Raw genomic sequence first — 24608 nt, forward strand, 5'->3', positions numbered from 1 at the left:
GATGGGTGAGGCGGGGGTCGGGCCGGGGGAGCCCACCGTCGCCGTCGCCGGCTGACCACCGCAGGTTCCCCGACTCCACGACCCACGGAAGAGACATGAGCATCGACGCGCGCACCCCCTCCGGGGAGGGCCTCCTGGCCACCGCCGGACGTTACGCCCGGCTGGTCAAGTACAAGTTCGTCATCGACTTCCTGCTCACCCTCGTCATCGTCGCCACCATCCTGGGGGTGGACGGCCTCACCGCCGACGGGGTCCCGCTCACCCTGCTGTTCTTCGCCCTCGGCATGATCGGCGTCCTGTCCGCCGTCATGACCCTGGACGACGTCACCGGGGCGGAGGACGGCAGCGACACCGCCAACTACGTCGAGGTCGAGGACACCGCGTTGCGGCCCCTCGAACGCAAACCCCTGCTCACCGGGGAGCTGACCGTCGCCCAGGCCCGGCGGTTCGGCCACCTCAGCCTGGTGTGGGGGGTGGTGTGGTGGACCCTGGCCCTCGTGGTCACCCCGCATCCCACCCTCGGGGTGGCGGTCCTGGCCGCGCTGCTCCTGTTCCTGAGCGTCCAGTACTCCTGGGGGCTCAAGTTCAGCTACCACGGGCTGGGCGAGGCGGTGCTGCTGTTCTCGGCCACGGCGTTCCTGCTGGTCCCCTACGGCCTGGCCACGGGAGGGCTGCCGATCGTGGTCCTGGTCCAAGGGCTGCTGTTCGGATTCGGCCAGGTCCTCATCGCGGGCTACTCCAACACCAACGACATCCCCGGTGACGCCGCCGCCGGGCGGCGCACGGTGGCCGTGCTCACCTCCGCGCGCGGCAACCGGGTGTTCCTCGGTGCCCTGACCGCGGTCAACCTCCTGCTCGTGGTCGTGCCACCGCTCACCGGCGCGGCCCCCTGGTGGTTCGCGCTCGTCCTCGCGCCGTTCGCGGTCCTGCGGATCCGGCAGTACACGGGTTTCCTCCGCACCGGGGACCCGCTGGTCGCCCGCAGCCGGGGCATCACGACCTTTCGGACCGTGGTCGCCTGCATGATCGCGTTCAACCTGCTGTACCTCTTCCTGTGAGGGGTGCCGGACCCGACAGGTCCGGTCAGGTCGGTGTCCCGGCCGACCTGACCGGCCGTCCCCGCCGGGTGAACCACCCGGCGACCTGGACCCGGGAGGAACAATCGAGCTTGCGCATGATCCGCCGCAGGTGGTTGACGGCGGTCCACTCCGAGATGCCCAGGTTGCGGGCCACCTCCCGGTTGGTCATGCCGCGGGCGACGAGTTCGGCGACCTGGAATTCCCGCTTGGTGAGCGGGCCGTCCTCCGGGTAGGCGGACTCCTCTGGCGGTGCCGCCAGACCGGAGGGGTCCAGCACCTCGCCGATCACCTCCTCGGGCGTCAAGGCCAGTCCCCGGCCCCAGCACTCGTTGAACACCCTGACGCCCAGCCGCAGACGGGCCCGATCGACGGCGTCGGACACCGCCCCGCCCAGACAGGCCGGGGGCAGGCAGTCCGTACCCGAGCGCATGGCGACCGCGGCGCCCAGGGCGCGCGCGATCGTGCGCCATCCTTCGTCGGTGAGGGTCTGCTCACGGGCCATCAGCACGGCCGCCCGCTCGACGCCGGTGGCGCACGCGGCCCGGTCACCGGAGGCGTGGACCGCCTCCAGGGCGGCGCGGTAGCGGGGCAGCGCCCGCTCGGCGCCCTCCCGCGCCCAGAACGTCTCGGCCAGAACGCAGTCGGTCATCGCCTCCTCGCGTTCGTCACCCCAACGCGCGAACTCCCGCCGCGCCTGCTGCGCCGTGGCCTCCGCGGCCGCGTGGTCGCCGGACATCATCCGGCACAGGGCCAGGTCGCGCAGGGCCAGCGCCTGCTCGTACTCCTCGCTCGCCGACGCCAGTTCCCACGAGGACTTCTCCAGCAACCGCTCGGCGTCCCCCACCTCGCCGCGGTACATCGCCAGCGATCCCAGGCGCCGCCGTCCCGTGGCCGCCCCCCGCTGGTCCGACGCGGTCTCGTACGCGTTCAGGGAAGCGCGCAGGTGCTCCTCCGCCCGGTCGTACTCGCCCACCCACACCAGCAGCTCACCGAGGATGCCCCGGCCCTCGACGGACACGCGCTCGGGGATGCCCGGGTCGGACAGCACCCGATCCAGCATCTCGGTGATCCCGCGGACCCGGCCGTTGCCGTGCCAGTAGCCGCGCAGCGCGAAGGCCAACCGGATCGCGCCCGCGTGGTCGCCGTCGTCCAGCAGGAAGCCCATCGCGGAGCGCGTGTCCGTCGACCACTGGCGCAGCCGCGGCAGCAGCCGCTCGCGCTCGCCGGAGGCCGGGGGGCCGTGCAGGGAATCGGTGAGGCGGAGGAAGTACGCGGCGTGCGAGCGCAGCACCCGCTCCAGCCCGCCGATCTCGCGCAGCCGGTCCAGGACGTGGCGACGGGTCAGGGACGACAGGCGGAACGTCACATCTCCGTCGTCGCACTCGCCCGTGTACAGCACGTTCATATCGACCAGCCGTTCCAGCAGGTGCTGGACCTCGGCCGGGGACAGTCCGGTCACCGCCACCGCGGAGGGCAGGTCGAAGCCCTCGTGGAACGCCGCCACCTGCCCCAGGAACTCCCGGTCGAGGCCGTGCAGCCGGTTCAGGGACATCGAGATGGCCGAGCGCATGCCGGTGTGCGCGGACAGCGTTCCCCCGCCGTCCGCCGAGAGCACGTCCAGGTCCCGGACCAGCTCCGACAGCACGACCTGCGGGGAGCACAGCTTCATCTGGGCGGCCGCCAGCTCGATGGCCAAGGGCAGACCGTCGGTCATGGCGCACAGGCGTGCGACCGCTTCGTGGTTCTCCGGGGTCAGCTCGAACTCCGGGCGCACGGTCCGCGTGCGCCGCACGAACAGCTGCACGGACGGGAGCCTGCGCAGCTGGGCCAGGCCGTCGGTCCCCTTGACGCAGGGCGTCTCCAGCGGGGCCAGGCGCAGGATCTGTTCCTCGTACACCCCCAACGACCAAGGGGCGACCACCAGGAGCGACAGATGGTGGTGGGTGGCCAACAGGCCGGTCAGCAGGGAGGGGAGCCGTTCCATGAAACGGTCGCACCCGTCCAGGGCCAACAGGAACCGTCGTCCCTCCGACGGTCCGGGCCCCGCCGGGTTCGTCTCCAGGACGTCGTACAGGGTCCGCTGCAACTCCGCGTCGGAGCGCAGGGAGTCCAGATCCAGGGAACGGGCGCCGGCGAACGTCGGCAGGACGTCGTTGAACGCGGTCGCGGCGAGTCTGCTCTTGCCCACCCCCACCGGCCCGGTGACGGTGACGATGCGGGCACTCGGATCGGTCAGTCGTCTTCTGAGGGCCTCCAGTTCGCCCTCGCGACCGATGAGCGGAGTGGAGAAGTGGTTCCAGGGCGTGAAGGGGCGCGGTTCGAAGGGTGAGGGATCTGCAACACTCTGTGACGGGACAAGCATTTTCGACCTGCTTTCTCGTTCGCCGCTCTTCGACGTGGCATCGCCCAGGGAACGGCGGCCCCGCCGAGGCGTCCGGTGGTGCCTCTGGGCCGGGGCGCCGGCCGGGATCCTTCGTCCGGCGGCTCGGTGTCCGGTCCTGCGAGCGACACGTGCCCGGCCTCCTTCCGAGGCCGGGCACGTGTACGACTACACGGTGCGCAGCGGACGGACCAGAGTGGAGATGCGCGCCATCCGCTCGCCCTGGAAACGGGCGGCCTTGAGAAGGGACTTGGAGGGTGCCCCCTGGCAGGAGGGGCTGGACAGGCCGTAGGGGTTGCCTCCGGCCTCGTGAACGAGGTCATAGTCCACGTAGCCGGTGGGAACGATGAGGCAGCCCCAGTGGTGCATCACGTTGTAGAGGGACAGCAGGGTGGACTCCTGTCCGCCGTGGAGCTCGTAACTGCTGGTGAACCCGGTCACCGGCTTGTTGGCGAGCTCACCCGCCTCCCAGAGCCCGCCCGCGCTGTCGATGAACTGCTTCAGTTGCGAGCTGACGTTGCCGAACCGGGTCGGGGTGCCGAAGGCGAAGCCGTCGGCCCAGGCGAGGTCGTCCAGCGTGGCGACGGGAACGTTCTCGGTGGCGTCCAGGTGGGCCCGCCATTCCGGGTTGGACGCGATGGCCTCGTCCGGCGCGTGCTCGGCGACGCGACGCAGACGGACCTCGGCCCCGGCCTCGGAGGCGCCCTCGGTGATCGCCTCGGCGATGGCGTGCACGTTTCCGGTAGAGGAATAATAGATGACAGAGATTCGAGCGGTCATTGTCCCTTTGCATTCACGGATGGTAATAATTCGCTGGTCACTTTGGGTGATCGCATCGCTGGTGGAGACGCCCTGTTCGAATGTTAGTTGCCGGTAACGCGTTGAGGCAAGTGCCATTTAGGCCGGAGTGATTTTCGATCTTTGTGGCGAGGGGTTTCGCTCACTGCAAGATTTTTGTTTGTGTCATGTTGGTCGTGTTGTTTGTGTGACTGACGTTGTCCATGTGCTTCAGGTGGCCCAAGTGGAACGGTACCGCGTTCTTTCAGGGACTGGCGCTCATGTTTTCTTCGTTCCGGGTGAACACGGAGGGTGTGTGATCCGGGGTGGTCGTCGAAAGGGAGATGATCTTCCCCGGTGCCGCCGGAGCTGCTGCTTTCACTCTCTGTCGAATTTTTGTAAATCCTCTGAGCTTCAATTCCAGGCACCCCTCCGGCCTCTGTGAAAGCCTTTGGCAAAAGGTCTCGTGTTCGCCGGTTCCACCTGGGGATTCGATCTCCGGAAGGTTCCGGTGCGCCTTCCGCTTCTGTTGTGTGCTTCATGTGAACCATTGGCCGCGATGCGAACCGGTGTCGCGAGATGACACAGGCCGAGCGCACTTTCCGGCTCTCCCGTTCGACGCGTTCAGACTCGGGGCCATGTACGCCGCATACATCGACCGGCTCGGCGGGCCCGAACTGATCCGCTACGGCCCGCTCCCGGACCCCGACCCCGAGCCCGGCGAGATCCTCGTCGAGGTGGATTTCGCCACCGTCAACCACGTGGACACCTTCGTCCGATCCGGCGCCTGGCGCACGCCCCTCACCTTCCCCTTCGTGGTGGGTCGCGACCTGGTGGGCACGGTGGTCCGCGCGGCCCCCGACGTCTCGGACCGCTTCGCCCCGGGGGAGCGCGTGTGGTCGCTGAGCATGGGGTACGACGGCAGACAGGGAGCCGCCGCAGAACGGGTCGCCGTCCCCGCCGACCGCCTGTACCGGGTACCGGAGGGCGCCGACCCCGCCGAACTCGTCGCCCTGGCCCACCCCGCCGCCACCGCCCACCTCGCCCTGTCCACCCACGGCCGGCTGCGGGCGGGGGAGAGCGTGGTCGTCGTGGGCGCGGGCGGCAACGTCGGTGGCGCCCTGGTCACCATGGCCTCCCACGCCGGGGCACGGGTCACCGCCGTCGCGTCCCCGACCGACGCGGATCACTGCCGTGCCTCGGGCGCGCACGCCGTGCTCGACCGTCGTGATCCCGATCTGTACGAGCGGATCGCCCGCCTGCACCCCGACGGGGTGGACCTGTACGTCGACGCCGCCGGCCGCAACGAGGTCGAACCGGCGCTGGCCGGTCTGGCCCGGCGCGGCCGCCTCGTCCTGCTCGCCGGGATGCGTTCGCGCCCCGTCCTGCCGGTGGGATCCCTCTACCTCCTGGACCGCTCCGTCCTCGGATTCGCCATCTCCCAGGCCACCGTCGACGAACTCGCCGAGGCCGCCGCACGGGTGGGTCGGCTCGCCGCGGACGGCGTCCTGCGCCCGCGCCGCTGCGACCTCGTGTCCCTGGAGCACACCGGACGGGCCCACCGCGCCGTCGAGGGAGGACTGGCCCGCGGGCGCCGGATCGTGATCGCCGTGGGTCGGGGTCCCGATCACGGGACGAACTTGACCAACTCTGCGCCGATGCTTGGCGCCACCTCACCGGGCCTTGCGAACCTTCCAACCATGAGCGCATCCATCATCGACACCACCCCCCTCTTCGAACTGCGGGCGAGCCTTCCGGTGTCCGCCTCCCCAGAGCAGGTGTACGAGGTCGTCAGCGACCTGCCGCGCAGCTCCGAATGGAGCCCCGAGTGCCGCGGCGGTGAATGGATCTCCGGAGAGCCCCGGCGGGTCGGATCGGTCTTCCGGGGCGAGAACCTGCGTGCCGACGACGTCGTCGGCTGGGCACCCCTGATCCGCGGCGTGTGGCACACCGAGGCCCGCGTCACCGCGGCCGATCCCGGCCGTACCTTCCGCTGGATGATGCTCTCCCACGCCGGAGCGGACCAGGAGAGCGTCTGGGGCTTCGACATCGAGCCGACCGACGACGGCGGCTCCGTCCTGGTGCACCACTTCCGGATGAACCGGGCCACGGCCGGGATCCACACGATCACCGCGAACCTGGACGAGGAGGAGCGCAAACGCTTCATCACCGAGTGGACCGCCAAGCTCGAACAGGACCTCGACGTCACGCTGGCCCGGATCAAGCGCGTGATCGAAGAGAGCTGACCCCCTCCCCCCAGACCGACAGAACGGACGAGCCGTGTTCCTTCAGCGCGTAGCCAACCGGGGTATTCGACTGGGCACCCTCTTCGACCGAGCGGCGGCCCGCTACCCGGCCAACCCCGTCATCCTCGATCACGAACTGGACATCGCACCCGAACGGGGGCGTCGCTTCACCCTCACCGAGATCGCCGACCTGGTGGACGACTTCGCCTCGCGCCTGTGGTCCCTGCGGGTGCGCCCCGGCGACCACGTCGTCGTGCACAAGTCCGACGCCTTCGACATCTCCCTTCTGGCCTGCGCGGTCGTCCGGATCGGCGCCATCCCGGTGATGCTGTCCCCCAAGCTCGACGGAGCCACCGTCGCCGCCCTGCTGCGCCGGGTCGACCGGCCCTACCTCCTCACCGACCAGGCCAAGCTGGAGAAGGAGCTGCCCGCGGAGGTGTTCGACCTCAGCGAGCGCGTCCTGCTCGCCGCGGGGGAGTACGAGGGGGCGGTGTCCCTGGCCTCGCTGGCCGGCGTCGCGCGGGTCCGACCCGTCACCATGCCCCCCGACCACCCCACGATGGTCACCCACACCTCCGGCACCACCGGCCTGCCCAAACTCGCCCTGCACACCGGGCGCACCTTCCAGGCCCGCTACCGGCCCCAGAGCCTGGTGGTGGGCGCGGCGGTCCGCCGCCGCGAGCCCATCGCCGTCCACGTCTCCTTCGTGCATTCGCGGATGTACACCGCGATGCCGATCTCGGTCCTCCAAGGCCACCCCCTGGTGATCCTGCGGGACGACGACGAGGAGAACGTGGCCGCCCTCTTCGCGCGGGTCCGTCCCGGCTTCATCGAGGCGCACCCCAACACCTTCCTGCGCTGGGAGCCGCTCGCCGACGACCCCCGCGAGCCGCTGGCCAACGTCAAGTACTTCAGCAGCACCTTCGACGCCATCCACCCGCGCACCGTGCAGCGGATGCTCGGCGCCTCCCGGCGCGACCTGCCGCTGTTCGCCCAGGCCTACGGTCAGAGCGAGGTGGGCCCGATCGCCGCCCGTACCTACACCCGGGCCCGTGGCGAAGACGCCGACGGCCGCTGCGTGGGCCGCCCCTTCCCCGGCATGACCGATGTCCGCGTGGTCTCCCGGGACGGCCGGACGCCCAGCAGGTCCTCGCCCGGCCACATCGAGGTGCGCAGCGACGGCCGCATCGTCACCTACATGGGCGAGCACGAGCGCTGGCGCAAGCAGGTCAACGGCGGCTGGTGGCGCATGGGCGACGTCGGCTACCTCAGCAAGTGGGGCTGCCTGCACCTGCTGGACCGCGAGATCGACGAGATCCCCGGTATCGACAGCACCCTGGAGATCGAGGACCGGTTGTTCGGCCGGATCCCCGAACTCGTCGAGGTCATCATCGTCCCCTCTCCGGAAGGGCGGCCGGTTCCCGTCGTGTGCACCCGCGACGACGCCCCTCTGGACGAGACCGCCTGGCGGGCGGCCACCGCGGACCTGCCCGCCATGGAACCGCCGCTGCACTGGCGGCTGGAGGACCTGCCGCAGACCGCCACCACCAAGATCAAGCGGCGCGAACTGGTCGCACTGCTCAAAGCTGGTCACGGCGCCGGGTGAAACGAGGAGGGAACATGACCGGTGGTACCCACGGGGCCCCGAACCGGCGTGAACCCGGCGCGGACCGGCTGGAGGTCGGCGTCGTCGGGGCGGGGCCGCGGGGGCTGTCGGTGGTCGAACGGCTCTGCGCCAACGAGCGGGTCCGCCCCTCCCGCGCGCACGTCACGATCCACCTCATCGATCCCCACCCGGCCGGGGCCGGGGCGGTGTGGCGCACGGACCAGTCCCGTGTGCTGCTCATGAACACGGTCGCCTCACAGGTGACCGTCCACACCGACGAGAGCGTGAACATCGACGGGCCCATCGAACCCGGACCGACACTGGCGGAATGGGCCCGCGAGGTGGCGCTCTTCGGCGGGCACGACGAGCAGACCGTGGCCGAGGCCCGCCGCCTCGGCCCCGACTCCTACCCCACACGGGCGTTCTACGGCCATTACCTGAAGGCCTGCCTCGACAGGATCACGGAGAAGGCGCCCGCCCACGTCGAGATCCGGGTACACCGCTCCAAGGCGGTCGCCATGGCCGACACCCGCGGTTTCCCCGACGGCCCCCAAGGGCTGCGGCTGGAGAACGGTGTGCGCCTGGACCACCTCGACGCGATCGTGCTGGCCCTGGGACACCTGCCGGCGAGGGTCGGCCCCGGCGAGGCGCGTACCGCCAGCCTGGCCAGGATCCACCACCTCACCTATCTCACCCCCGCCAACCCGGCCGACGTGGACACGACCCGCGTCCCGGCCGGGGCACCCGTCCTGCTCCGAGGGCTGGGGCTGAACTTCTTCGACCACATGGCCCTGTTCACCGAGGGGCGGGGAGGCGCCTACCACGAACGGGACGGACACCTGGTCTACGTACCGAGCGGCGACGAGCCGGTGCTGTACGCCTTCTCCCGGAGGGGCGTGCCCTACCACGCGCGCGGTGAGAACCAGAAGGGCGCCTCCGGACGGTACCTGCCGCGCCTGCTCACCGTCGCCCGCGTCGAGCGCATGCGCGCCAAGGCGGCCGGAGGACTGGGCCTGAGACGGGACCTGTGGCCCTTCATCGCCCGCGAGGTGGAATCCGTCTACTACGGGACCCTGCTGCGTTCCCGGGGCCGGGCGGACGAGGAGGAGGAGTTCGTCTCCCGCTACCTCACCGCCGGGGAACCCGACGCCCTCCTGCGCGCGTACCGGATCGACCCCCGGGACCACTGGGACTGGGACCGTGTCGCCCGCCCCTGCGCGGGCCGGGACTTCGACGACCGCACGGCGTTCCGCACCTGGCTGCTGGAGCACCTGCGCGAGGACATCCGGATGGCCCGGCGGGGGAACGTCGAGGACCCCACCAAGGCGGCCCTGGACGTGCTGCGCGACCTGCGCAACGAGGTCCGTCTCGCGGTGGACCACGGAGGGCTGGAGGGCATCTCCCACCGCGACGAACTGGACGGCTGGTACACCCCGCTCAACGCCTATCTCTCCATCGGCCCGCCCGTCTCCCGGGTCCGTGAACTGGTCGCCCTCATCGAGGCGGGCGTCGTGGAGATCCTCGGACCGGGCACCCAGGTGCGCCTGGACACCGAGGCCCCGGACTTCGTCGCGCACTCCACCCGCGTGCCCGGAACCCCCGTGCGCTCGAAGGTGCTCATCGAGGCCCGGCTGCCCGAACCCGATCTGCGCCGCACCGCGGACCCCCTGCTGCGCCACCTGCTGGACAGCGACCAGGTCTCCGCCCACCGGATCGCCGTCAACGGTGGTCCCCCCCTCGAAACCGGCGGCCTGGCGGTCACCGGCCGCCCCTATCGGACCATCGACGGGCGGGGAAGGGCCCACCCCCGCAGGTTCGCCTACGGGGTGCCCACCGAGGCGGTCCACTGGGTCACCGCGGCGGGCACCCGCCCCGGGGTGGACTCGGTGACGCTCGGCGACTCCGACGCGATCGCCCGCGCCGTACTGGACCTGGCCCCCGCCGCCACCGCCACCGCGCGGGCCGGAACCGCCGACCCCCTGACCGGAGTGATCGTTTGAACCCGCTCACCGACGCCGGTCTGCTGTCCCCCGTCCGGGCCGGCACCCCCGTCGAGTCCCTCGTCTCCGACCATGCCTGGCTTCAGGCCATGCTGGACGCCGAAGCCGCTCTGTCCCGTGCCCAGGCGACCCTGGGCACGGTGCCCCCCGCCGCCGCCGAGGCGATCACCCGGGCGGCCCGCGCCGAACACCTGGACCCGTGCGCCCTCGCGGTCTCCGCCCGGGAGAACGCCAACCCGGTCGTGGCACTGGTCCGGGAACTGACCAGGATCGTCGCGGAACGCGCTCCCGACGCCGCCGGGTACGTGCACCGGGGCTCCACCAGTCAGGACGTGTTCGACACCGGGGCGATGCTGGTCGCGGCCCGCGCCCTGACCGTCGTCGGTGAGGACCTGCGCGCCGCCGCCGCCCACCTGGCCGCCCTGGCCCGGCGGCACCGCGACGACCCCGCCGTCGCCCGGACCCTGGCCCTGCACGCCGTGCCCACCACCCTGGGGCTGCGGGTCGCGGGCTGGCACCGGCTCGTCGTGGACGCCGAGGCGAGGGTGGCGCGCCTGCTCGACGGCGGACTGCCGGTCTCCCTCGGCGGGGCGGCGGGCACCCTCGCCGGATACCTGGAGTACGCCTCCGACCGGGACCGTGAGGCCCCCGGGGCGTATACCGCCGCACTGGTCCGCGAGTTCGCCCGTGAGACGGGGCTGGCGGCCCCCGTCCTGCCCTGGCACGCGCTGCGCACCCCGATCGCCGACCTCGCCGCCGTCACGGCGTTCACGACCGGTGCCCTGGGCAAGATCGCGGTCGACGTGATCAACCTGTCCCGTACCGAGGTCGCGGAGGTCGCCGAGCCCGGGCCCCCCGGACGGGGGGCCTCCTCGGCCATGCCGCACAAGCGCAATCCGGTCCTGGCCACCATGATCCGCAGCGCCGCCCTCCAGGTGCCCGCTCTGGCCTCGGGGTTGACCGGATGCCTGCTCGCCGAGGACGAGCGCTCGGCCGGGGCGTGGCACGCCGAGTGGTCCCTGCTGCGCGAGTGCCTGCGCCTCACGGGGGGAGCGGCGCACACCCTGGTCGAGTTGGCCGAGGGGATGACCATCGACACCGCGCGAGCGGACCACAACCTCGGGGCGACCGGCTCGGCCGTCTCGGCGGAACGGATCGTCGCCCACCTCACCCCGCGTCTGGGCCGCGCCCCGGCGCGACGCCTGCTCGACCGCTGCTCCGCCGTCGCCGCCAGGGAGGGGCGCCCCCTGGACTGCGTCCTGGCGGAGGAGGGCGCGCTTCGGGACGTGCCGGCCGCCGAACTCAAGGCCCTGTGCGACCCCGCCGGTTACACCGGGGCCGCGGCGGCCCTGGTGGACGCCTCCCTGGACGCCCCCGGCCGGTGACGCGCGGGGGCGGGGCCCGCCGGGCCCCGCCCCCGCGAACGGTTCACACCAGGGCGTGCCGAGCGGCCAGGGCCGCGTCGTAGCGCTCCCACACGATCCCGGCCAGCTCCGGGGCCGCCCCCAGCGCCTCCGAGACCACCGTCGCGCCCGCCGCCAGCGCCTGCTCGCGGACCCGGTCGGCGAAGAAACCCGGGGCCAACAGGTAGGTGGCCACCGCCACCCGCCGCGCCCCCCGGGCGTACGCCGCCGCGACCGCCTCGCCCGGGGTGGGGCGCGACGCCGACGCGAACGCCGCCGTCGCCTCCCGCCACGGCCCGCGCGCCGCCAGCTCCCCGGCCACGGCCGCCACCGTCGCGTTGGCCTCCGGGTCGCTCGACCCCGCCGACGCCACCACCAGGGCGGTGTCGCCGTCCGCGACCGCGCCGGCCTCGGCCGACCGCCGCTCCACCGCCGCGAGGAGTCCCTCGTGCGGCCCCAGGGTGTCGGCGTAGCGCACCCGCAGCCACGGTTCGTCCGTCCGCGCCCGCTCCAGCACCTTCGGCAGGTCCACCTTGCTGTGGTAGGCCGCGGTCAACAACGTCGGCAGCACCACCACCTCGCCCGCGCCCTCGGCGGCCAGGGACGCCAGGGCGTCCTGCGCCGACGGCGCCGTGTGGTCCAGGTAGGACACCCGCACATCCGCGTCGGGCCGCAGCTCCCGGACCCGGTCGAACAGGGCCTCCACGGCCGCCGCCGACCTGGGGTCCCGGCTCCCGTGCGCCACCGCCAGCAACGGCACGGACGAGCGCCGTCCCGGCGCCCGTCCCCGCCCGCTCACAGGTGGATCCCGCACTCGGTCTTGCCGCTGCCCGCCCACCGGCCGCTGCGCGGGTCCTCTCCCGGCTCGACCCGGCGCGTGCACGGCTCGCACCCGATGGAGGGGTACCCGTCGTACTGGAGCGGGTTGACGATCACACCGTTCGTCTCGATGTAGGCGTCCACGTCCTCCTGCGTCCACCGGGCGATCGGGTTGACCTTCGTCATCCGCTTGCGCCGGTCCCACTGCACGATCGGCGTGTCTCGGCGGGTCACCGCGTCCGCGCGGCGCAGCCCCGTCAGCCACGCGGCGTAGGGGGCCAGGGCCCTCTGCAACGGCTCCACCTTGCGCAGGTGGCAGCAGATCGCCGGGTCGCGCCCGTGCAGGCGCGGCCCCAGCGCCAGGTCCTGTTCGGCGACCGTGCGGGTCGGCTCCACGTTGACGAGCGTGATGTCGTAGACCGAGGCCACGGCGTCGCGGGTGCCGATGGTCTCGGGAAAGTGGTAACCGGTGTCCAGGAAGACCACGTCGATGCCGGGGACCACCTTGGAGGCGAGGTCCACCATGAGGGCGTCGGCCATGGAGGAGGTCATGCACAGGCCGTCGCCGAACGTCTCGGCGGCCCAGGCGATGATCTCCTGGGCGGTGGCCTCCTCCAGCTCGCGCGAAGCGCTCGCGGCGAGCTCGGGACCGCCCACAGGGGTGATGGTGGCGTTCATTCCTACCCTTCCGTCGGTCTGGAGGGTGCGTCGCCGAAGGAGGCGGAGCGCAGGCCCACGTACTTCACGCGGAACACACGGGCGCAGGACAGGCAGGCCCAGGGGTAGCCCTCGCCCTTGACCGCGGCGCCCTCCTCGGGCACCAGGTCCTCGTCTCCGCAGTAGGGGCAGTAGTAGGGTGCGGCCCTCTCGGACACGACGCACCTCCTCGAATCGGGGATGTCGCGGATGGTGGGAGGGGGCCGGTCGCGGACGACCGGCCCGCCCGCGGCTACTTCAGGTCGTCGTCGGCGGCCCGGCCCACCCAGGCCGCGAACGACTCCCCGTCCTTCTTCTGGTCCTGGAACCGGCGCAGCACCCGCTCGACGTAGTCGGGCAGTTCGTCGGCCGTGCTCTTGAGCCCGCGGATCTTCTTGCCGAAGGCCGCGTCCAGCCCCATGCCGCCGCCCAGGTGGATCTGGTATCCCTCCACCTGCTCGCCGTGCTCGTTCATCACCAACTGGCCCTTGAGGCCGATGTCGGCGACCTGGATGCGCGCGCACGAGTTCGGGCACCCGTTGACGTTGATGGTCAGCGGCTCCTCGAAGTCGGGCAGTCGCTTCTCCAGCTCGTCGATGAGGGTCACCGCGCGCCCCTTGGTCTCCACGATCGCCAGCTTGCAGAACTCGATGCCGGTGCAGGCCATCGTCTGGCGGCGGAACGTGCTGGGCCGCACCTGGAAGTCCTCTGCCTCCAGCGCGGCGGTGATGGACTCGACCCGGTCCTCCTCGATGTCGAGGATGACGAGCTTCTGGTCGGCGGTGGTACGGACGCGGTCCGACCCGTGCGCCTCGGCGATGTCGGCGATCCTGGCCAGCGAGGTGCCCGAGACCCGGCCCACCTTCGGCGCGAAGCCCACGTAGTACCTGCCGTCGCTCTGACGGTGCACGCCCACGTGGTCGCGGCGCAGCCCCGGGTCCAGGACGGGGGCGGGGCCGTCGGGCAGCGCGTATCCGAGGTACTTCTCCTCCAGTACCTGGCGGAACTTCTCCGCGCCCCAGTCCTTGATGAGGAACTTGATCCGGGCGCGGGTGCGCAGCCGCCGGTAACCGTAGTCGCGGAAGATCGCGCAGACCCCCGCCCACACCTCGCTCACCTGGTCGGGGCGGACGAAGGTGCCGAGCCGCAGCGCGAACATCGGGTTGGTGGACAGGCCGCCGCCGACGAACAGGTCGTACCCGGCCTCACCGTTCTCGTCACGCACGCCCACGAACGCGACGTCGTTGATCTCGTGGTTGGTGCAGTACACCGAGCAGCCCGAGATGGACGTCTTGAACTTGCGGGGCAGGTTGGAGTACAGCGGGCTGCCGATGTGGTCGTCGTAGACCTGGAAGACCTCCGGGCTCGCGTCCAGCACCTCGTCCTCGGCCACACCGGCCAGCGGACAGCCCAGGATGACGCGGGGGGTGTCGCCACAGGCCTCGGTGGTGGACAGGCCCACCGCCTCCAGCCGCTCCCAGATCTCCGGCACGTCCTCGACCCGGATCCAGTGGTACTGGACGTTCTGCCGGTCGGTGATGTCGGCGGTGTCGCGACCGAAGTCGCGGGAGATCCCGGCGATCGCGCGCAACTGTGCCACCGACAGCTGGCCGCCGTCGATGCGCGCCCGCAGCATGAAGTAGCGGTCGTCCAGCTCCTCCGGCTCCAGGATGGCGGTCTTACCGCCGTCGATGCCCGGGGCGCGCTGAGTGTACAGCCCGAACCACCGGAAGCGTCCGCGCAGGTCGGCGGGGTCGATCGAGTCGAAACCGCGCTTGGAGTAGATGTTGATGATCCGATCGCGGACGTTGAGCCCGTCGTCGTTCTTCTTGTTCTCCTCGTTCTTGTTCAGCGGCTCGCGGTAACCGAGGGCCCATTGGCCCTCACCGCGGCGGCGACGCGGCTTGGCCGCCGTCGCCGTCCGACCGTTCTGCGCGGAAGAGGGAGGCATCGCGGGTGTCTCCGATGGGGTCACGGGGTCCGTGCGACCCCGGCGCCCGCACCACTGCCACCCGCCGGCTCCGCACTTCGTCGTGCAGGTGCCTCGGGTCGGATTCCGCGTGTGTGGGATCGAAGAGAGAGGGGAGAGCGCCGGTGCCGCGCGCACCCCTGGGGTGCGTCAAAAAGGCGGCGAGATTAACCGACGCTGCAACAGATGGCACTGCGGACCCGAAGGAAGTCCACGTGGCGACGCACGCAGAGCATGGGGTCCAGGGCAGCGATCATGAAATGAGAATGTCATGTGCGCCGGGCCTTTGTCCAGGAGAGTCGGAAGGCCCCAGGAGTGAGTCACGTCACTCACCCGGGCGGGGGTCGGTCCCGATACCGCGCTAACGTTCTTCCCGTGGTGGGTTTCTGGGAAGGGCTCTGGCGCATCACCGACGCCTGGCTGAGAAGGCGTCCCGTGGTGCGCGGCGGGTTGCTCCTCGTGCTGCGCACGAGCCGGGCCTTCTCCCGCGCCCGGGTGGTCGGACTGGCCGCCGAATCGGCGTTCTTCACCCTCATCTCCATGCCCGCGCTGTTGCTCGGCCTGCTCGGCGCCCTGGTCCCGATGACCTCGTTCCTGGGGGAGGAGACCGTCGAGGAGATCAGGCGGCTGATCCTGGACAGCACCGCGCAGATCCTCACCCCGGACACGGTCGACAGCGTCGTGTCCCCCCTGATCGACGACCTCCTCCAAGGCGTCCAGGGCGGGGTGCTGTCGGTGACCTTCCTGGTGTCGCTGTGGTCGGGATCGCGGGCGATGAACGTGTTCATCCGCTCCATCACCATCTCCTACGGCCTGGAGGAACTGCGCGGCTGGTTCACCCAGCGGGTCCTGGCGTTCGTCGCCTACCTGGGCGGACTGGCCTTCGCACTGCTGGTGCTGCCGATCCTGGTGGCCGGCCCCGACCTGGTCCACGGGCTGCTGCCGATCACCGTGGGCCGGCTCAACCTGCTGTACTGGCCGACCGTCTCGGTGCTGGCCACCACCGCCGTGACCATGCTCTACGCCCTGAGCATCCCGGTGCGCACCCCGCTGTGGCGGCACCTGCCCGGCGCCCTGCTGGCGACGACGGTGCTCATCATCGGCTCGATCGTGCTGCGCGCCTACCTGGACGCCTCCCTGGGACAGGTGAGCATCTACGGCTCCCTGGCGGCCCCGATCGCGATCCTGGCCTGGCTGTTCGTGATGGCGATCGCGATCCTGGCGGGGTCGACGTTCAACGCCGAGATCGACGCCATGTGGCCGACGGTGCGCACCGCCGCCGCCCGCGCCGAGATCGCCACCCGCCGCCTGGAGCGCGCCGGCCGCCTGGTGCGCCGCCGCGAGCAGGCGGTCCTCGACAGCATCGGCGAGGCCAACGGCCGCTGACCAACGGTTCCGGACACCTCACCCCGGAGGGCCGTGTGCGGGCCCTGGCGGCGCGCCCGTCCCGGCCGGCCCGAGCGGCGCGCCGTGTCCCCACAGGCGGCCTGTGGCGACCGGTGACCGAGGGCGCGAAAGCACGACGGTCCGGACCCGAGGCGCCCACCTCGGGTCCGGACCGTCGTCGTGTGCGGGGCCGGCTCCTCTTCCTCGTCGCCGTCCGGGGCGGGACCGCCCGCCTCCACGCCACGACGGACCGGCCCCCGCCCCGTTCCCGAAGACCGCCCGCCGTGCGACGGGATCACCCTGTGCGGACCCGCCCGTCCACCCCGCACACCTTTACGGTCCGTCCGGGCGGTATCGTGCACTTCACGGTCGGAAGCGGACCGCCGGGTAGGTCACCCGGCCGCGTTCCCCGGCCGGTCCCGCACGTCGAGAGGGCGACGGGGGCTCGGGACACAGGGTGACCGATGGGGTCTGATGGCCGGATTCGGCCATTTTCGGTGTGAACTCATCGACACATCCGCGTGTCCATAAGAACGTGGTTCCGGGAGGGCGGGTCGAGCCCCCGTCCCGGAGACCCGGTCGTGCCAGGTCAGAGGAGGGGGAGCGAAAACGCCGTTGATCGCCGTGCGCACCGTGTCCGTCACCGGCCGCCCTTGCCCGGGTGGGCCGTGTCCGACACGATCAGTATCATCGCGTTCAGCATCGACTTCGCGTACGTCGCCCCCCTCGTTCGGTGGCATCCCGGGCGCGGCCCCCTCGACGCGACCGACCGAGGTTCCCCGCCACCCGCACACGAACAGGTCCACCCTTCCCATGCCTTCGGAGGCACCATGAGCCGGGCGTCCCGTCCGGGGCACCCCCGGCCCACCGCCGTCATCGCCATCGCCCCCGACGAGCGCAGTGCCGAGATCCTCATCGAGGGACAGCGCCAGGTCGTCACCGGCAGCGTGCCCAAGGAGACCCGACGCGCCGCGCTGGACGTCGCCACCGGCTACGCCGCCAGAATCGGCCAGCCGGTGCTCATCGACGCACGCGACAGCAACGGCTACTGGAACCTGGTCGCCACACCCGACGGTGTCGTACAGGCCGCCGACCGGCTGCCCGCGAGCCCGGCGCCCGCCGCACCCCGACCACCGACCGCCACCGGCCCCGAGCGCGGAAAGAGGCGCGGACCGGTCATCGCGGGCGCCGTGGTGCTCGCCCTGGTGCTCTTGGGCGGTGCCGGGGTCGCCACGTGGCGGATGATCCCGGGCACCGAACCCGCACCGCGGCCCACCGCGGTCGAGGCGCAGGTCCTGGGCCACCCGGCCCCGCCCGGGTACGCCGACAACGTGGAGTTCTCCGAGGAACTCGCGACCGCCGGCCAGCCCGGTGTCTCGCGCGACGGTGAGCTGATGGCCTTCATGGGTCCGGACGAACGCCTCAACCTGTTCGACGCCTCCGGTACGCGTCTGTGGTCGGCCGCCCTGCCGGCCGCCTCCGCCGAGTTCCTGGGCCCTCCCCGGTTCGTCGAATACGACGGCGAGGAGGCCGTGGTCATGGAGACCACCGGAACCCTGTGGTTCTGGCCGGTCGCGGGCGGCGCCCACACCAGCCTCTCCCTGCCCGAGGACGCCTCCACCCAGTACGTGGGCTTCTCCGCGCTGGTCCGCAGCGGTGACGACGCCCTGGTCCCGGTCGGAGACGAACTGGTGCCGGTCGATGTCCCCGACGGATCCGCCCCGATGCTCGCCGAGGGCACCGATGTGCTCATGGCCGTCCGTACCGGCCCGTGGACGTGGACCGACCCCGACGGTGAGGTCACCGAGGTCACCGCCCGCCGTCCGGAGGACGCCGGTGAGATGGACTCGGTGGTCACGGCCCTGCGCGAGTACGTGATCATCCGCTGGAATCCGCTGCGCGGTGACGGGGCGATCCTGGCCTTCCACGATTCCCGCGACGGCTCCGTCATCGGCACGGCCGAGATCGACCCCGCCGACCTGGAGGGCGTTCGACACCGCTCCGGCCCCATCGGCACCGAGGTCGTCTCCTACGGCCCGGTCGTGATGGACCCCGAGAGCGGCGCCACGGCGGTCGTCCCGGGGTTCGAACCGCAGATCGCGGTGGGCACCGACGTCTTCGGCCAGCTCGACGGGGCCTCGGTGGCGGTCGACGCCACCGGCGAGGTCCAGGAGTCGGACCCGGCGTCGACCCAACCGGTCGGTCTGCTCGGCGGCAACGCCATCGTGGTCCACGAGGACCACCTCTATGCCATCCCCTCTAGGTAATGACCCCCTACACAAAAGAAGAAAGGAGTGGGATGTCCCCCAAGAAGCGGGCACTGACCGTGACCGCGGCCGGCCTGTTCATGGCCGGGTTCTCCGTGAGCCCCGCGTTCGCCGAAGGCACGGATGAGACCATCGAGGTCACGTCCGACGTCGTCGAGGAGAAGGCCGAGGCCCAGGTCCTCCCCGAGGTCCAGGTTCCGGTCGTGGCCCCCATCGTCGAGGAGGTCGCCGCGATCCTCCCGTACGACCTTCCCGACCCCGGTGGCGACAACGGTGGCGACCCCGGTGACGGCGGTGGCGACAACGGTGGCGATCCCGGTGACGGCGGCGACCCGGGCCCCGGTCCGGACCCCGACCCGGGTCCCGACCCCGACCCCGGTCCCGACCCCGACCCTGGGCCCGACCCCGACCCTGGGCCTGACCCCGACCCTGGGCCTGACCCCGACCCTGGGCCGGACCCCGACCCCGGTCCTGACCCCGACCCGGGCCCGGACCCCGACCCGGGTCCCGACCCTGACCCTGGGCCGGACCCCGACCCGGGCCCGGACCCCGACCCGGGTGACCCGGGTCAGCCCGGTACCCCCGACCCCGGTGAAGGCGGCGACCCCGGTGACGAGAGCCAGACTCCCGGCACCAAGACCCCGGGCAGCACCTCTCCGGTGACGGCGGGCAGCGGTGGCCAGTCCACCCCGACCCTCCCCACCACCGGTGTCGACATGGAGGGCTTCGTCCTCGGTGGCGCGGTCGTGACCGGTATCGGCGTCCTCGCCCTCTGGGCGGGCGCGCGTCGTTCGGTCTCGGTGGAGTAGCACACTCCATCGACCGTGACCCCCGGGTCTCGGACATGTGCGAGGGCCCCCGAACGCTCCGGCGTTCGGGGGCCCGTACGTTTCTCCGTCCAGGTGCTCAGGTGCTCAGGTGCGCGGACGCAGCGCCGACGCCAACAGGAACGCGCCCACCCCGGCCCCGGCGATCACCCACAACGCGGTGCCCAGGTCCACCGCGTCGGCGAGCAGGCCCACCGCCGGCGGGAACGCCAGGAAACCGGCGCGCCCCAGCCAGCCGACGACGGTCACCCCGTCGCCGGTGCGCACCCCGGGCACGTTCCCTGCCGCCGCCAAGGTCAACGGGAACAGCGTGGACACCCCCAGGCCCATCACCCCGAACCCGATGATCGTCGTCACCGGGTGGGGCAGGGCCAACGCGAACGCGATCCCGCCCGCCGCCAACAGCCCACAGGCCCGGCCCACCGTCGCGGGGCCGAACCGGTCGGTCACCCGGTCGCCCAGCAGGCGGCCCACCACCATCATCGCCTGACAGGCCACGAACGGCATCGCCGCCAGGAAGAGCGGGGCGGCCAACGCGTCCGACATGTACACCGCGCCCCAGGACGCCGCCGAGTCCTCGATGCCCCCGGCCAGCATCAGCAGCACGCCCAGCATGATCAACAGCAGCACTCCGCGCCCGGGCAGGCGCGGCCGACGTCCACCGACGTCGCCGGTCCCGTCCGTCCGCTCGCTGTTCTCCGGGCCCGGCAGCAGCATCCGGCTCACCGTCAGGTTCACCACCACCAGGACCAGGGCCGTCCCGCTCAGGTGCCACAGGATCGGTACCCCGGACCCGGCCATCACCGCGCCGAGCAGACCGCCGCAGACCGCGGCCAGACTCCACACCGCGTGGAACGTGTTGATGATGGTCCGTCCGTACCGGCGCTGCACCCGCAATCCGTGCGAGTTCTGGGCCGAGTCCGTCCAGGCGTCCGCGCATCCCAGGACGAACAGCGCGCCCGCCAGCGCCCACCAGCTCTGGGCCAGCGCGATGAACGGAAGGGCTCCCAGGGAGACCAGGCTGGTCCCCACCGCCGTGGGTCCGCTGCCGAACCGGTGGATCAACGGCCCGGCGAGCATCCCCGTCAGGATCGCGCCCGTCGGCATCGCCGCGATCGCCAGCCCCAGTTCGGCGTTGCTCAGCCCCAGCCCGGACTTGAGCGCGGGCAGCCAGGGAACCGCGTTGGTGTAGGTGAAGCCGTTGACGAAGAAGAGGGTGGAGACCGCGCCCCGCGCCCTACGGACCTGTGGTGTCGGAAGGGCGGTCCGGTCGATCTGCCTGTTCATCGGGCTCCCACGGGTGACGGCTCGGTGCCTGCGGATGTTATCGATTCCGGTCGCCCCCCGGCCACGGGATTCTCCCTTTTCCGCCGGGTCGCCCCCGTTCCGGACTTGCCATCCGTCAGCGTCCCGATTTACATAGGGATTCCGGCCCGTCACCGACGAGCACCTCCACGGCCGTCCTCGTCCACTCTCCGTCACCGTGGACCCCCGGTCCACCGATCCCGCCGGCCTCGCGGCCCGCTCCCGCGCAGGGCACCCCGGCCCCCGTCCGCCGACTCCCTCGTCCCGGTCGTCGCCCCGCGACGCCCGGGCGGAACCGGAAGGCCTCATGATCAATACGAGAGCGCTGCGCGATAAGCCCACCCTCACCGGGAAACGGGTACGCCTGGTGCCCTTGGGGCCCGAGCACACGGACGCCTATTTCGCGGCGGGACTCGACGAGGAGATCCGCAGACTCACCGGCACCCACCACCACCTCACCTACGGGGAGGCCAAGGAGTGGTGCCGCACCCGTGAACGGAGCACCGACCGACTGGACCTGGCCATCATCGCCGCCGATGACGGCCGTTATCTCGGGGAGTTGTCCCTGTACGCGGTGGCGCCGGAGAACGAGAGCGCCGGATACCGCATCGCCCTGTCCGCACTGGAGTTCACGGGGCGGGGGCTGGGCCGGGAGGCCACCCGGATGGTGCTGGAGTACGCGTTCGAACACGTGGGTCTGCACCGGGTGTGGCTGCACGTCTACGCCTTCAACATGCGGGCCATCGCCGTGTACCGTTCCTGCGGTTTCTCCGTCGAGGGGCGACTGCGCGATTCCCTGCTGTGGGAGGGTCGGCGCCACGACGCCCTGCTGATGGCGGTGCTGGAGAACGGGTTCCGCGGTTCCTGACCCACCCGGTTTTTGCCCGGCCCCGGGGTTGCAACCTCCGTGTCCCGGGGTATGTCCGGTACCACTTTTCCAACGGCCCCCAGCGAGACGGCGAGAGGAGCGGCGCCGAACCGGCGCCGGTGAGGACATGAACCCGGTACCCGTTTCCCTGCCCTTCGCCGATCGGTCCGAGGCGGGCCGCCGCCTCGCCGAGCGGGTCCGACCCTTCGCGGTCGAGGATCCCTTGGTCCTGGCCCTGCCCAGAGGCGGCGTCCCGGTCGGCGCGGAGTTGGCCCGGCGCCTCGACGCCGATTTCGACGTTCTCGTGGTGCGCAAGATCGGTCTGCCCGGTCGCCCCGAACTCGGCGTGGGCGCCATCTCCGAGGACGGCCACGTCCTCTACGACGACCGGGCCCTGGCCCGGATGCGGGTACCCCGCCAGGCCCTGGCGGGGACCGTCGACGCCGAGCGCGTCGAACTCGACCGCCGCCGTCGGGTCTACCGGGGGGAGCGTCCCGCTCCGCGCATCGCCGGCCGCGACTGCGTGGTCGTCGACGACGGTGTCGCCACCGGCGGTACCGCCCGCGCCGCCCTGCGGATGGTGCGCCAGGCAGGCCCGTCCCAGTTGGTGCTGGCCGTTCCGGTGGCCTCCCGGGAGGCGATCGCGATGCTCCGCGAGGAGGCCGACGCGGTGGTCGTGCTCGGCGTACCGGACAACTTCCGCGCGGTGGGGGAGTGGTACCGCGACTTCGATCAACTCTCCGACGGACACGTCACCGCCATCATGTCGGAACTGGGGCGCAGCCACACCCACCCGGGTACGGCCCGGGGGGTGCGGATCCGGGCGGGAGACGTCTACCTCGACGGTGACCTCACCATGCCCGCGGCCCTGCGGGGCGCGGTGGTACTGGCGTTCGGGGAGGCACGGGGCGATCCGCGCTGGCGGGCGATCGCCTCGATGCTGCAACGCGCCGGGTACGCGACGCTGATGCTCGACCTGCTCATCGGGGACGAGCGTTCCTCGGTGGGCGGCGGTGCGGCGACGGACGTGCTGGGGGAGCGGCTGAGTTCGGCGGTCACCTGGCTGCGCCGGGCCACCGACGCGGCCAGCGAGCCGGTGGGGGTGCTCGGCTCGGGCGCCGCGGCCCCGGCCGCCCTGGTCACCGCTGCGCACCGACCCGGGGACGTGTCAGCCGTGGTGGTGCACGGCGGCCGGATCGACCTGGCGGAGCCGGCCCTGCCGGAGGTGCGGGCCCCGGTCCTGGTGCTGCTGGAGAGTCGGGACTCGTTCGTGCGCGAACTGGGGGAATGGGCGCGGGGCCGATTGGGCGGCCCCACCGATCTCAAGGTGATGTCGGGTGCCGAGCAATTGCTCCAAGGCGCGCAGGAATGGCGTCAGGTGGCGGTGGAGACCCTGGACTGGTTCGATCGGCACCTGACACGACGGTCCCGCTGAAGGACCTCCCGAAAACGAAGAACCCGCGTCGTCCTCGACATGGTGTCGAGGACGACGCGGGTTTCGCACGGGGCCGGGGCCGCCGAGGAGAGATCCACCGGGGCGAATGCGCGATACCCGGGTCAGGCGGCGTTGGCGCGGCGCATACGACGACGGCGCTCGGAGGCGCGCTCGTCCTCGTTCAGACCGCCCCAGGTGCCGTACTTCTCCGGACGCGAAATCGCATAGTCCAGGCAGTCGGTTCGAACCGGGCAGGCCGCACAGATCTCCTTGGCCTTGCGCTCGCGGATCTCCCGTTCCGGCTGGCGTTCGCCGTCCGGACCGAAGAAGAGCACAAGGTCCTCGCCCCGGCACGCGGCGGCATCCTGCCACCCCCAGCTCGGGCGGGGGCGCAGCGCGGCCTGCCGACGTACCTGAGACATGCTTGAACCACCTCTACTGAAATCACTAGTAAGCTGTCGAAAAAAGCTCAGTCACCTAAAAGTCGGTCATGCGGCGTGAGTGACCCCGCACGACGCAAACGCCGAACGGTACAGGCGATGTTCCCCGGTGTGGCTGAGACCACGAGGAGCACGGAACCTTGCGGCGTCGATACGCCGACTACGGGGTGCTCTCACGCGAACGGCTCTCGGAGGCGGTGACTGCCATCCGTCCGAGCCGGTACGTAATCATGCCATCCCCACTCCCGATCATGCACGGGGGGTGGGAAAATTACTCGCCCAACCGTTACCGAAAACTGATGCCGAACGGCTGATCTTCGGTTGTTTGTCCGAGTTCGTCACTTATCGCAAGAACGACCGTCTCGCGAAGGACACAGCACATCGTATGGGGCGATGTCCCTCCTGCCTAGGGCCTCCCCCTGATGCGCCGATCACATTGCGGACTCGACACGTCCTCGCGATTGGGACGGGCCGTATGTGCTCACCCTCCGTCGCCGCCCCAGAGGATCCCGCCCCGACCCCTAGGGGAAGGACCCGGGGCGCGCAGGGGGAACGGGTCGTGGTGCGCGGGCGTCCCACGCGATAGAACAACAGAACGCCCCGGAGGCCGATCTTCGGGGCGCGTCTCCCGCACCGTCATCAAGGAGTACGAGACACCGTGGCCCTCCTCCGGCTCATTCTCAACATCATCTGGCTCTTCGTCGCCGGTCTCTGGCTCGCGTTGGGCTACGCCATCGCCGGGATCATCTGCTGCGTCCTCATCGTGACGATCCCCTTCGGTGTCGCCTCCTTCCGTATGGCCGGGTACGCCCTGTGGCCCTTCGGTCGCGAACTCGTGCGCAAGCCCGGGGCGAACGGTGGGAGTACCGTTCTCAACATCATCTGGGTGATCGTCGCGGGTTGGTGGCTCACCATCGGTCACATCACCACGGCGGTCGGCCTGGCCGTCACCGTCATCGGCATCCCCATGGCCTGGGCGTCGCTGAAGATGATCCCCGTCGCCCTGGCGCCCTTCGGCAACGAGATCGTGGAGAGCGGCCGGGCGCGGGAACCCTGGCAGTTCTGACACCGTTCTCCCGCCGACGGGTGTGAACCCGTCGTCCCC

The 24608-nt window shown here is 71.4% G+C and carries 19 protein-coding genes; 11 read left to right on the forward strand and 8 right to left on the reverse strand.

Annotation, left to right across the window (positions count from 1 at the left end):
- Positions 1–95 precede the first annotated feature (95 nt).
- Positions 96–1058 carry a UbiA family prenyltransferase gene (locus tag PWG71_RS17460; protein ID WP_274810821.1) on the forward strand — a complete coding sequence of 321 codons (963 nt, stop codon included), beginning with the start codon at positions 96–98 and terminating at the stop codon, positions 1056–1058.
- A 25-nt stretch (positions 1059–1083) separates the two neighbouring features.
- Here PWG71_RS17460 and PWG71_RS17465 read toward each other — a convergent pair whose 3' ends face one another.
- Both PWG71_RS17465 and wrbA read right to left on the reverse strand, forming a co-directional pair.
- Positions 1084–3441, reverse strand: a complete 2358-nt coding sequence (locus tag PWG71_RS17465; RefSeq protein WP_274810823.1) for an ATP-binding protein — start codon at positions 3439–3441, stop codon at positions 1084–1086.
- Positions 3442–3627: 186 nt separating this feature from the next.
- Positions 3628–4239, reverse strand: a complete 612-nt coding sequence (gene wrbA / locus PWG71_RS17470) for an NAD(P)H:quinone oxidoreductase (protein WP_274810824.1) — start codon at positions 4237–4239, stop codon at positions 3628–3630.
- A 635-nt stretch (positions 4240–4874) separates the two neighbouring features.
- On the opposite strand from wrbA, the gene PWG71_RS17475 reads away from it, so the two are divergent.
- Genes PWG71_RS17475 through PWG71_RS17490 form a run of 4 tightly spaced genes read left to right on the forward strand, consistent with a single transcriptional unit; the run spans position 4875 to position 11473 of the window.
- Complete coding sequence (locus tag PWG71_RS17475) at positions 4875–6482, forward strand: zinc-binding dehydrogenase (protein ID WP_274810826.1); 1608 nt, start codon at positions 4875–4877, stop codon at positions 6480–6482.
- Between the two features lie 34 nt (positions 6483–6516).
- Positions 6517–8088: a class I adenylate-forming enzyme family protein gene (locus tag PWG71_RS17480; protein WP_274810827.1), complete on the forward strand. Its 1572-nt coding sequence runs from the start codon at positions 6517–6519 to the stop codon at positions 8086–8088.
- A 14-nt stretch (positions 8089–8102) separates the two neighbouring features.
- Positions 8103–10088 (forward strand): FAD/NAD(P)-binding protein, encoded by a 1986-nt coding sequence (locus PWG71_RS17485; RefSeq protein ID WP_274810828.1) that lies wholly within the window; start codon positions 8103–8105, stop codon positions 10086–10088.
- Positions 10085–11473, forward strand: a complete 1389-nt coding sequence (locus PWG71_RS17490) for a lyase family protein (RefSeq protein ID WP_274810830.1) — start codon at positions 10085–10087, stop codon at positions 11471–11473. Before PWG71_RS17485 ends, PWG71_RS17490 begins: the two co-directional genes overlap by 4 nt.
- 43 nt (positions 11474–11516) lie before the next feature.
- Here PWG71_RS17490 and PWG71_RS17495 read toward each other — a convergent pair whose 3' ends face one another.
- The 4 genes from PWG71_RS17495 to PWG71_RS17510 all read right to left on the reverse strand — a co-directional run bounded on the left by PWG71_RS17495 (position 11517) and on the right by PWG71_RS17510 (position 14957).
- Positions 11517–12290, reverse strand: coding sequence for a sirohydrochlorin chelatase (locus PWG71_RS17495; protein WP_274810831.1), 774 nt, complete (start codon positions 12288–12290; stop codon positions 11517–11519).
- Positions 12287–12988: a phosphoadenylyl-sulfate reductase gene (locus PWG71_RS17500; protein ID WP_274810832.1), complete on the reverse strand. Its 702-nt coding sequence runs from the start codon at positions 12986–12988 to the stop codon at positions 12287–12289. Before PWG71_RS17500 ends, PWG71_RS17495 begins: the two co-directional genes overlap by 4 nt.
- A 2-nt stretch (positions 12989–12990) precedes the next feature.
- Positions 12991–13185, reverse strand: a complete 195-nt coding sequence (locus tag PWG71_RS17505) for a hypothetical protein (RefSeq protein WP_274810833.1) — start codon at positions 13183–13185, stop codon at positions 12991–12993.
- 74 nt (positions 13186–13259) lie between these two features.
- Positions 13260–14957, reverse strand: coding sequence for a nitrite/sulfite reductase (locus PWG71_RS17510; RefSeq protein WP_274810834.1), 1698 nt, complete (start codon positions 14955–14957; stop codon positions 13260–13262).
- A gap of 393 nt (positions 14958–15350) precedes the next feature.
- Here PWG71_RS17510 and PWG71_RS17515 point away from each other — a divergent pair, with 393 nt between their 5' ends.
- The 3 genes from PWG71_RS17515 to PWG71_RS17525 all read left to right on the forward strand — a co-directional run bounded on the left by PWG71_RS17515 (position 15351) and on the right by PWG71_RS17525 (position 19437).
- Positions 15351–16361 (forward strand): YihY/virulence factor BrkB family protein, encoded by a 1011-nt coding sequence (locus tag PWG71_RS17515; protein ID WP_274810835.1) that lies wholly within the window; start codon positions 15351–15353, stop codon positions 16359–16361.
- An 830-nt stretch (positions 16362–17191) separates the two neighbouring features.
- Positions 17192–18628: a hypothetical protein gene (locus PWG71_RS17520; RefSeq protein ID WP_274810837.1), complete on the forward strand. Its 1437-nt coding sequence runs from the start codon at positions 17192–17194 to the stop codon at positions 18626–18628.
- Between the two features lie 32 nt (positions 18629–18660).
- Entirely contained in the window at positions 18661–19437 is a 777-nt protein-coding gene (locus PWG71_RS17525) for a hypothetical protein (protein WP_274810838.1), read from the forward strand.
- 105 nt (positions 19438–19542) lie between these two features.
- On the opposite strand, the gene PWG71_RS17530 is transcribed toward PWG71_RS17525, so the two are convergent.
- A complete protein-coding gene (locus PWG71_RS17530; RefSeq protein WP_274810840.1) occupies positions 19543–20742 on the reverse strand; it encodes an MFS transporter in 1200 nt (399 codons plus the stop codon).
- Positions 20743–21067: 325 nt separating this feature from the next.
- On the opposite strand from PWG71_RS17530, the gene PWG71_RS17535 reads away from it, so the two are divergent.
- Positions 21068–21628, forward strand: a complete 561-nt coding sequence (locus PWG71_RS17535; RefSeq protein ID WP_274810841.1) for a GNAT family N-acetyltransferase — start codon at positions 21068–21070, stop codon at positions 21626–21628.
- Between the two features lie 127 nt (positions 21629–21755).
- Complete coding sequence (locus PWG71_RS17540) at positions 21756–23063, forward strand: phosphoribosyltransferase family protein (protein ID WP_274810843.1); 1308 nt, start codon at positions 21756–21758, stop codon at positions 23061–23063.
- Between the two features lie 122 nt (positions 23064–23185).
- Here the strand turns inward: PWG71_RS17540 and PWG71_RS17545 are convergent, their stop codons facing one another.
- Positions 23186–23485, reverse strand: a complete 300-nt coding sequence (locus tag PWG71_RS17545) for a WhiB family transcriptional regulator (RefSeq protein WP_017588640.1) — start codon at positions 23483–23485, stop codon at positions 23186–23188.
- A gap of 676 nt (positions 23486–24161) precedes the next feature.
- Between PWG71_RS17545 and PWG71_RS17550 the strand changes: the two genes are divergently transcribed.
- Complete coding sequence (locus PWG71_RS17550) at positions 24162–24569, forward strand: YccF domain-containing protein (protein WP_274810847.1); 408 nt, start codon at positions 24162–24164, stop codon at positions 24567–24569.
- Positions 24570–24608: the final 39 nt, after the last annotated feature.

Origin of the sequence: Nocardiopsis sp. N85, from assembly GCF_028882275.1 — a bacterium.
Lineage (GTDB): Bacteria > Actinomycetota > Actinomycetes > Streptosporangiales > Streptosporangiaceae > Nocardiopsis > Nocardiopsis lambiniae.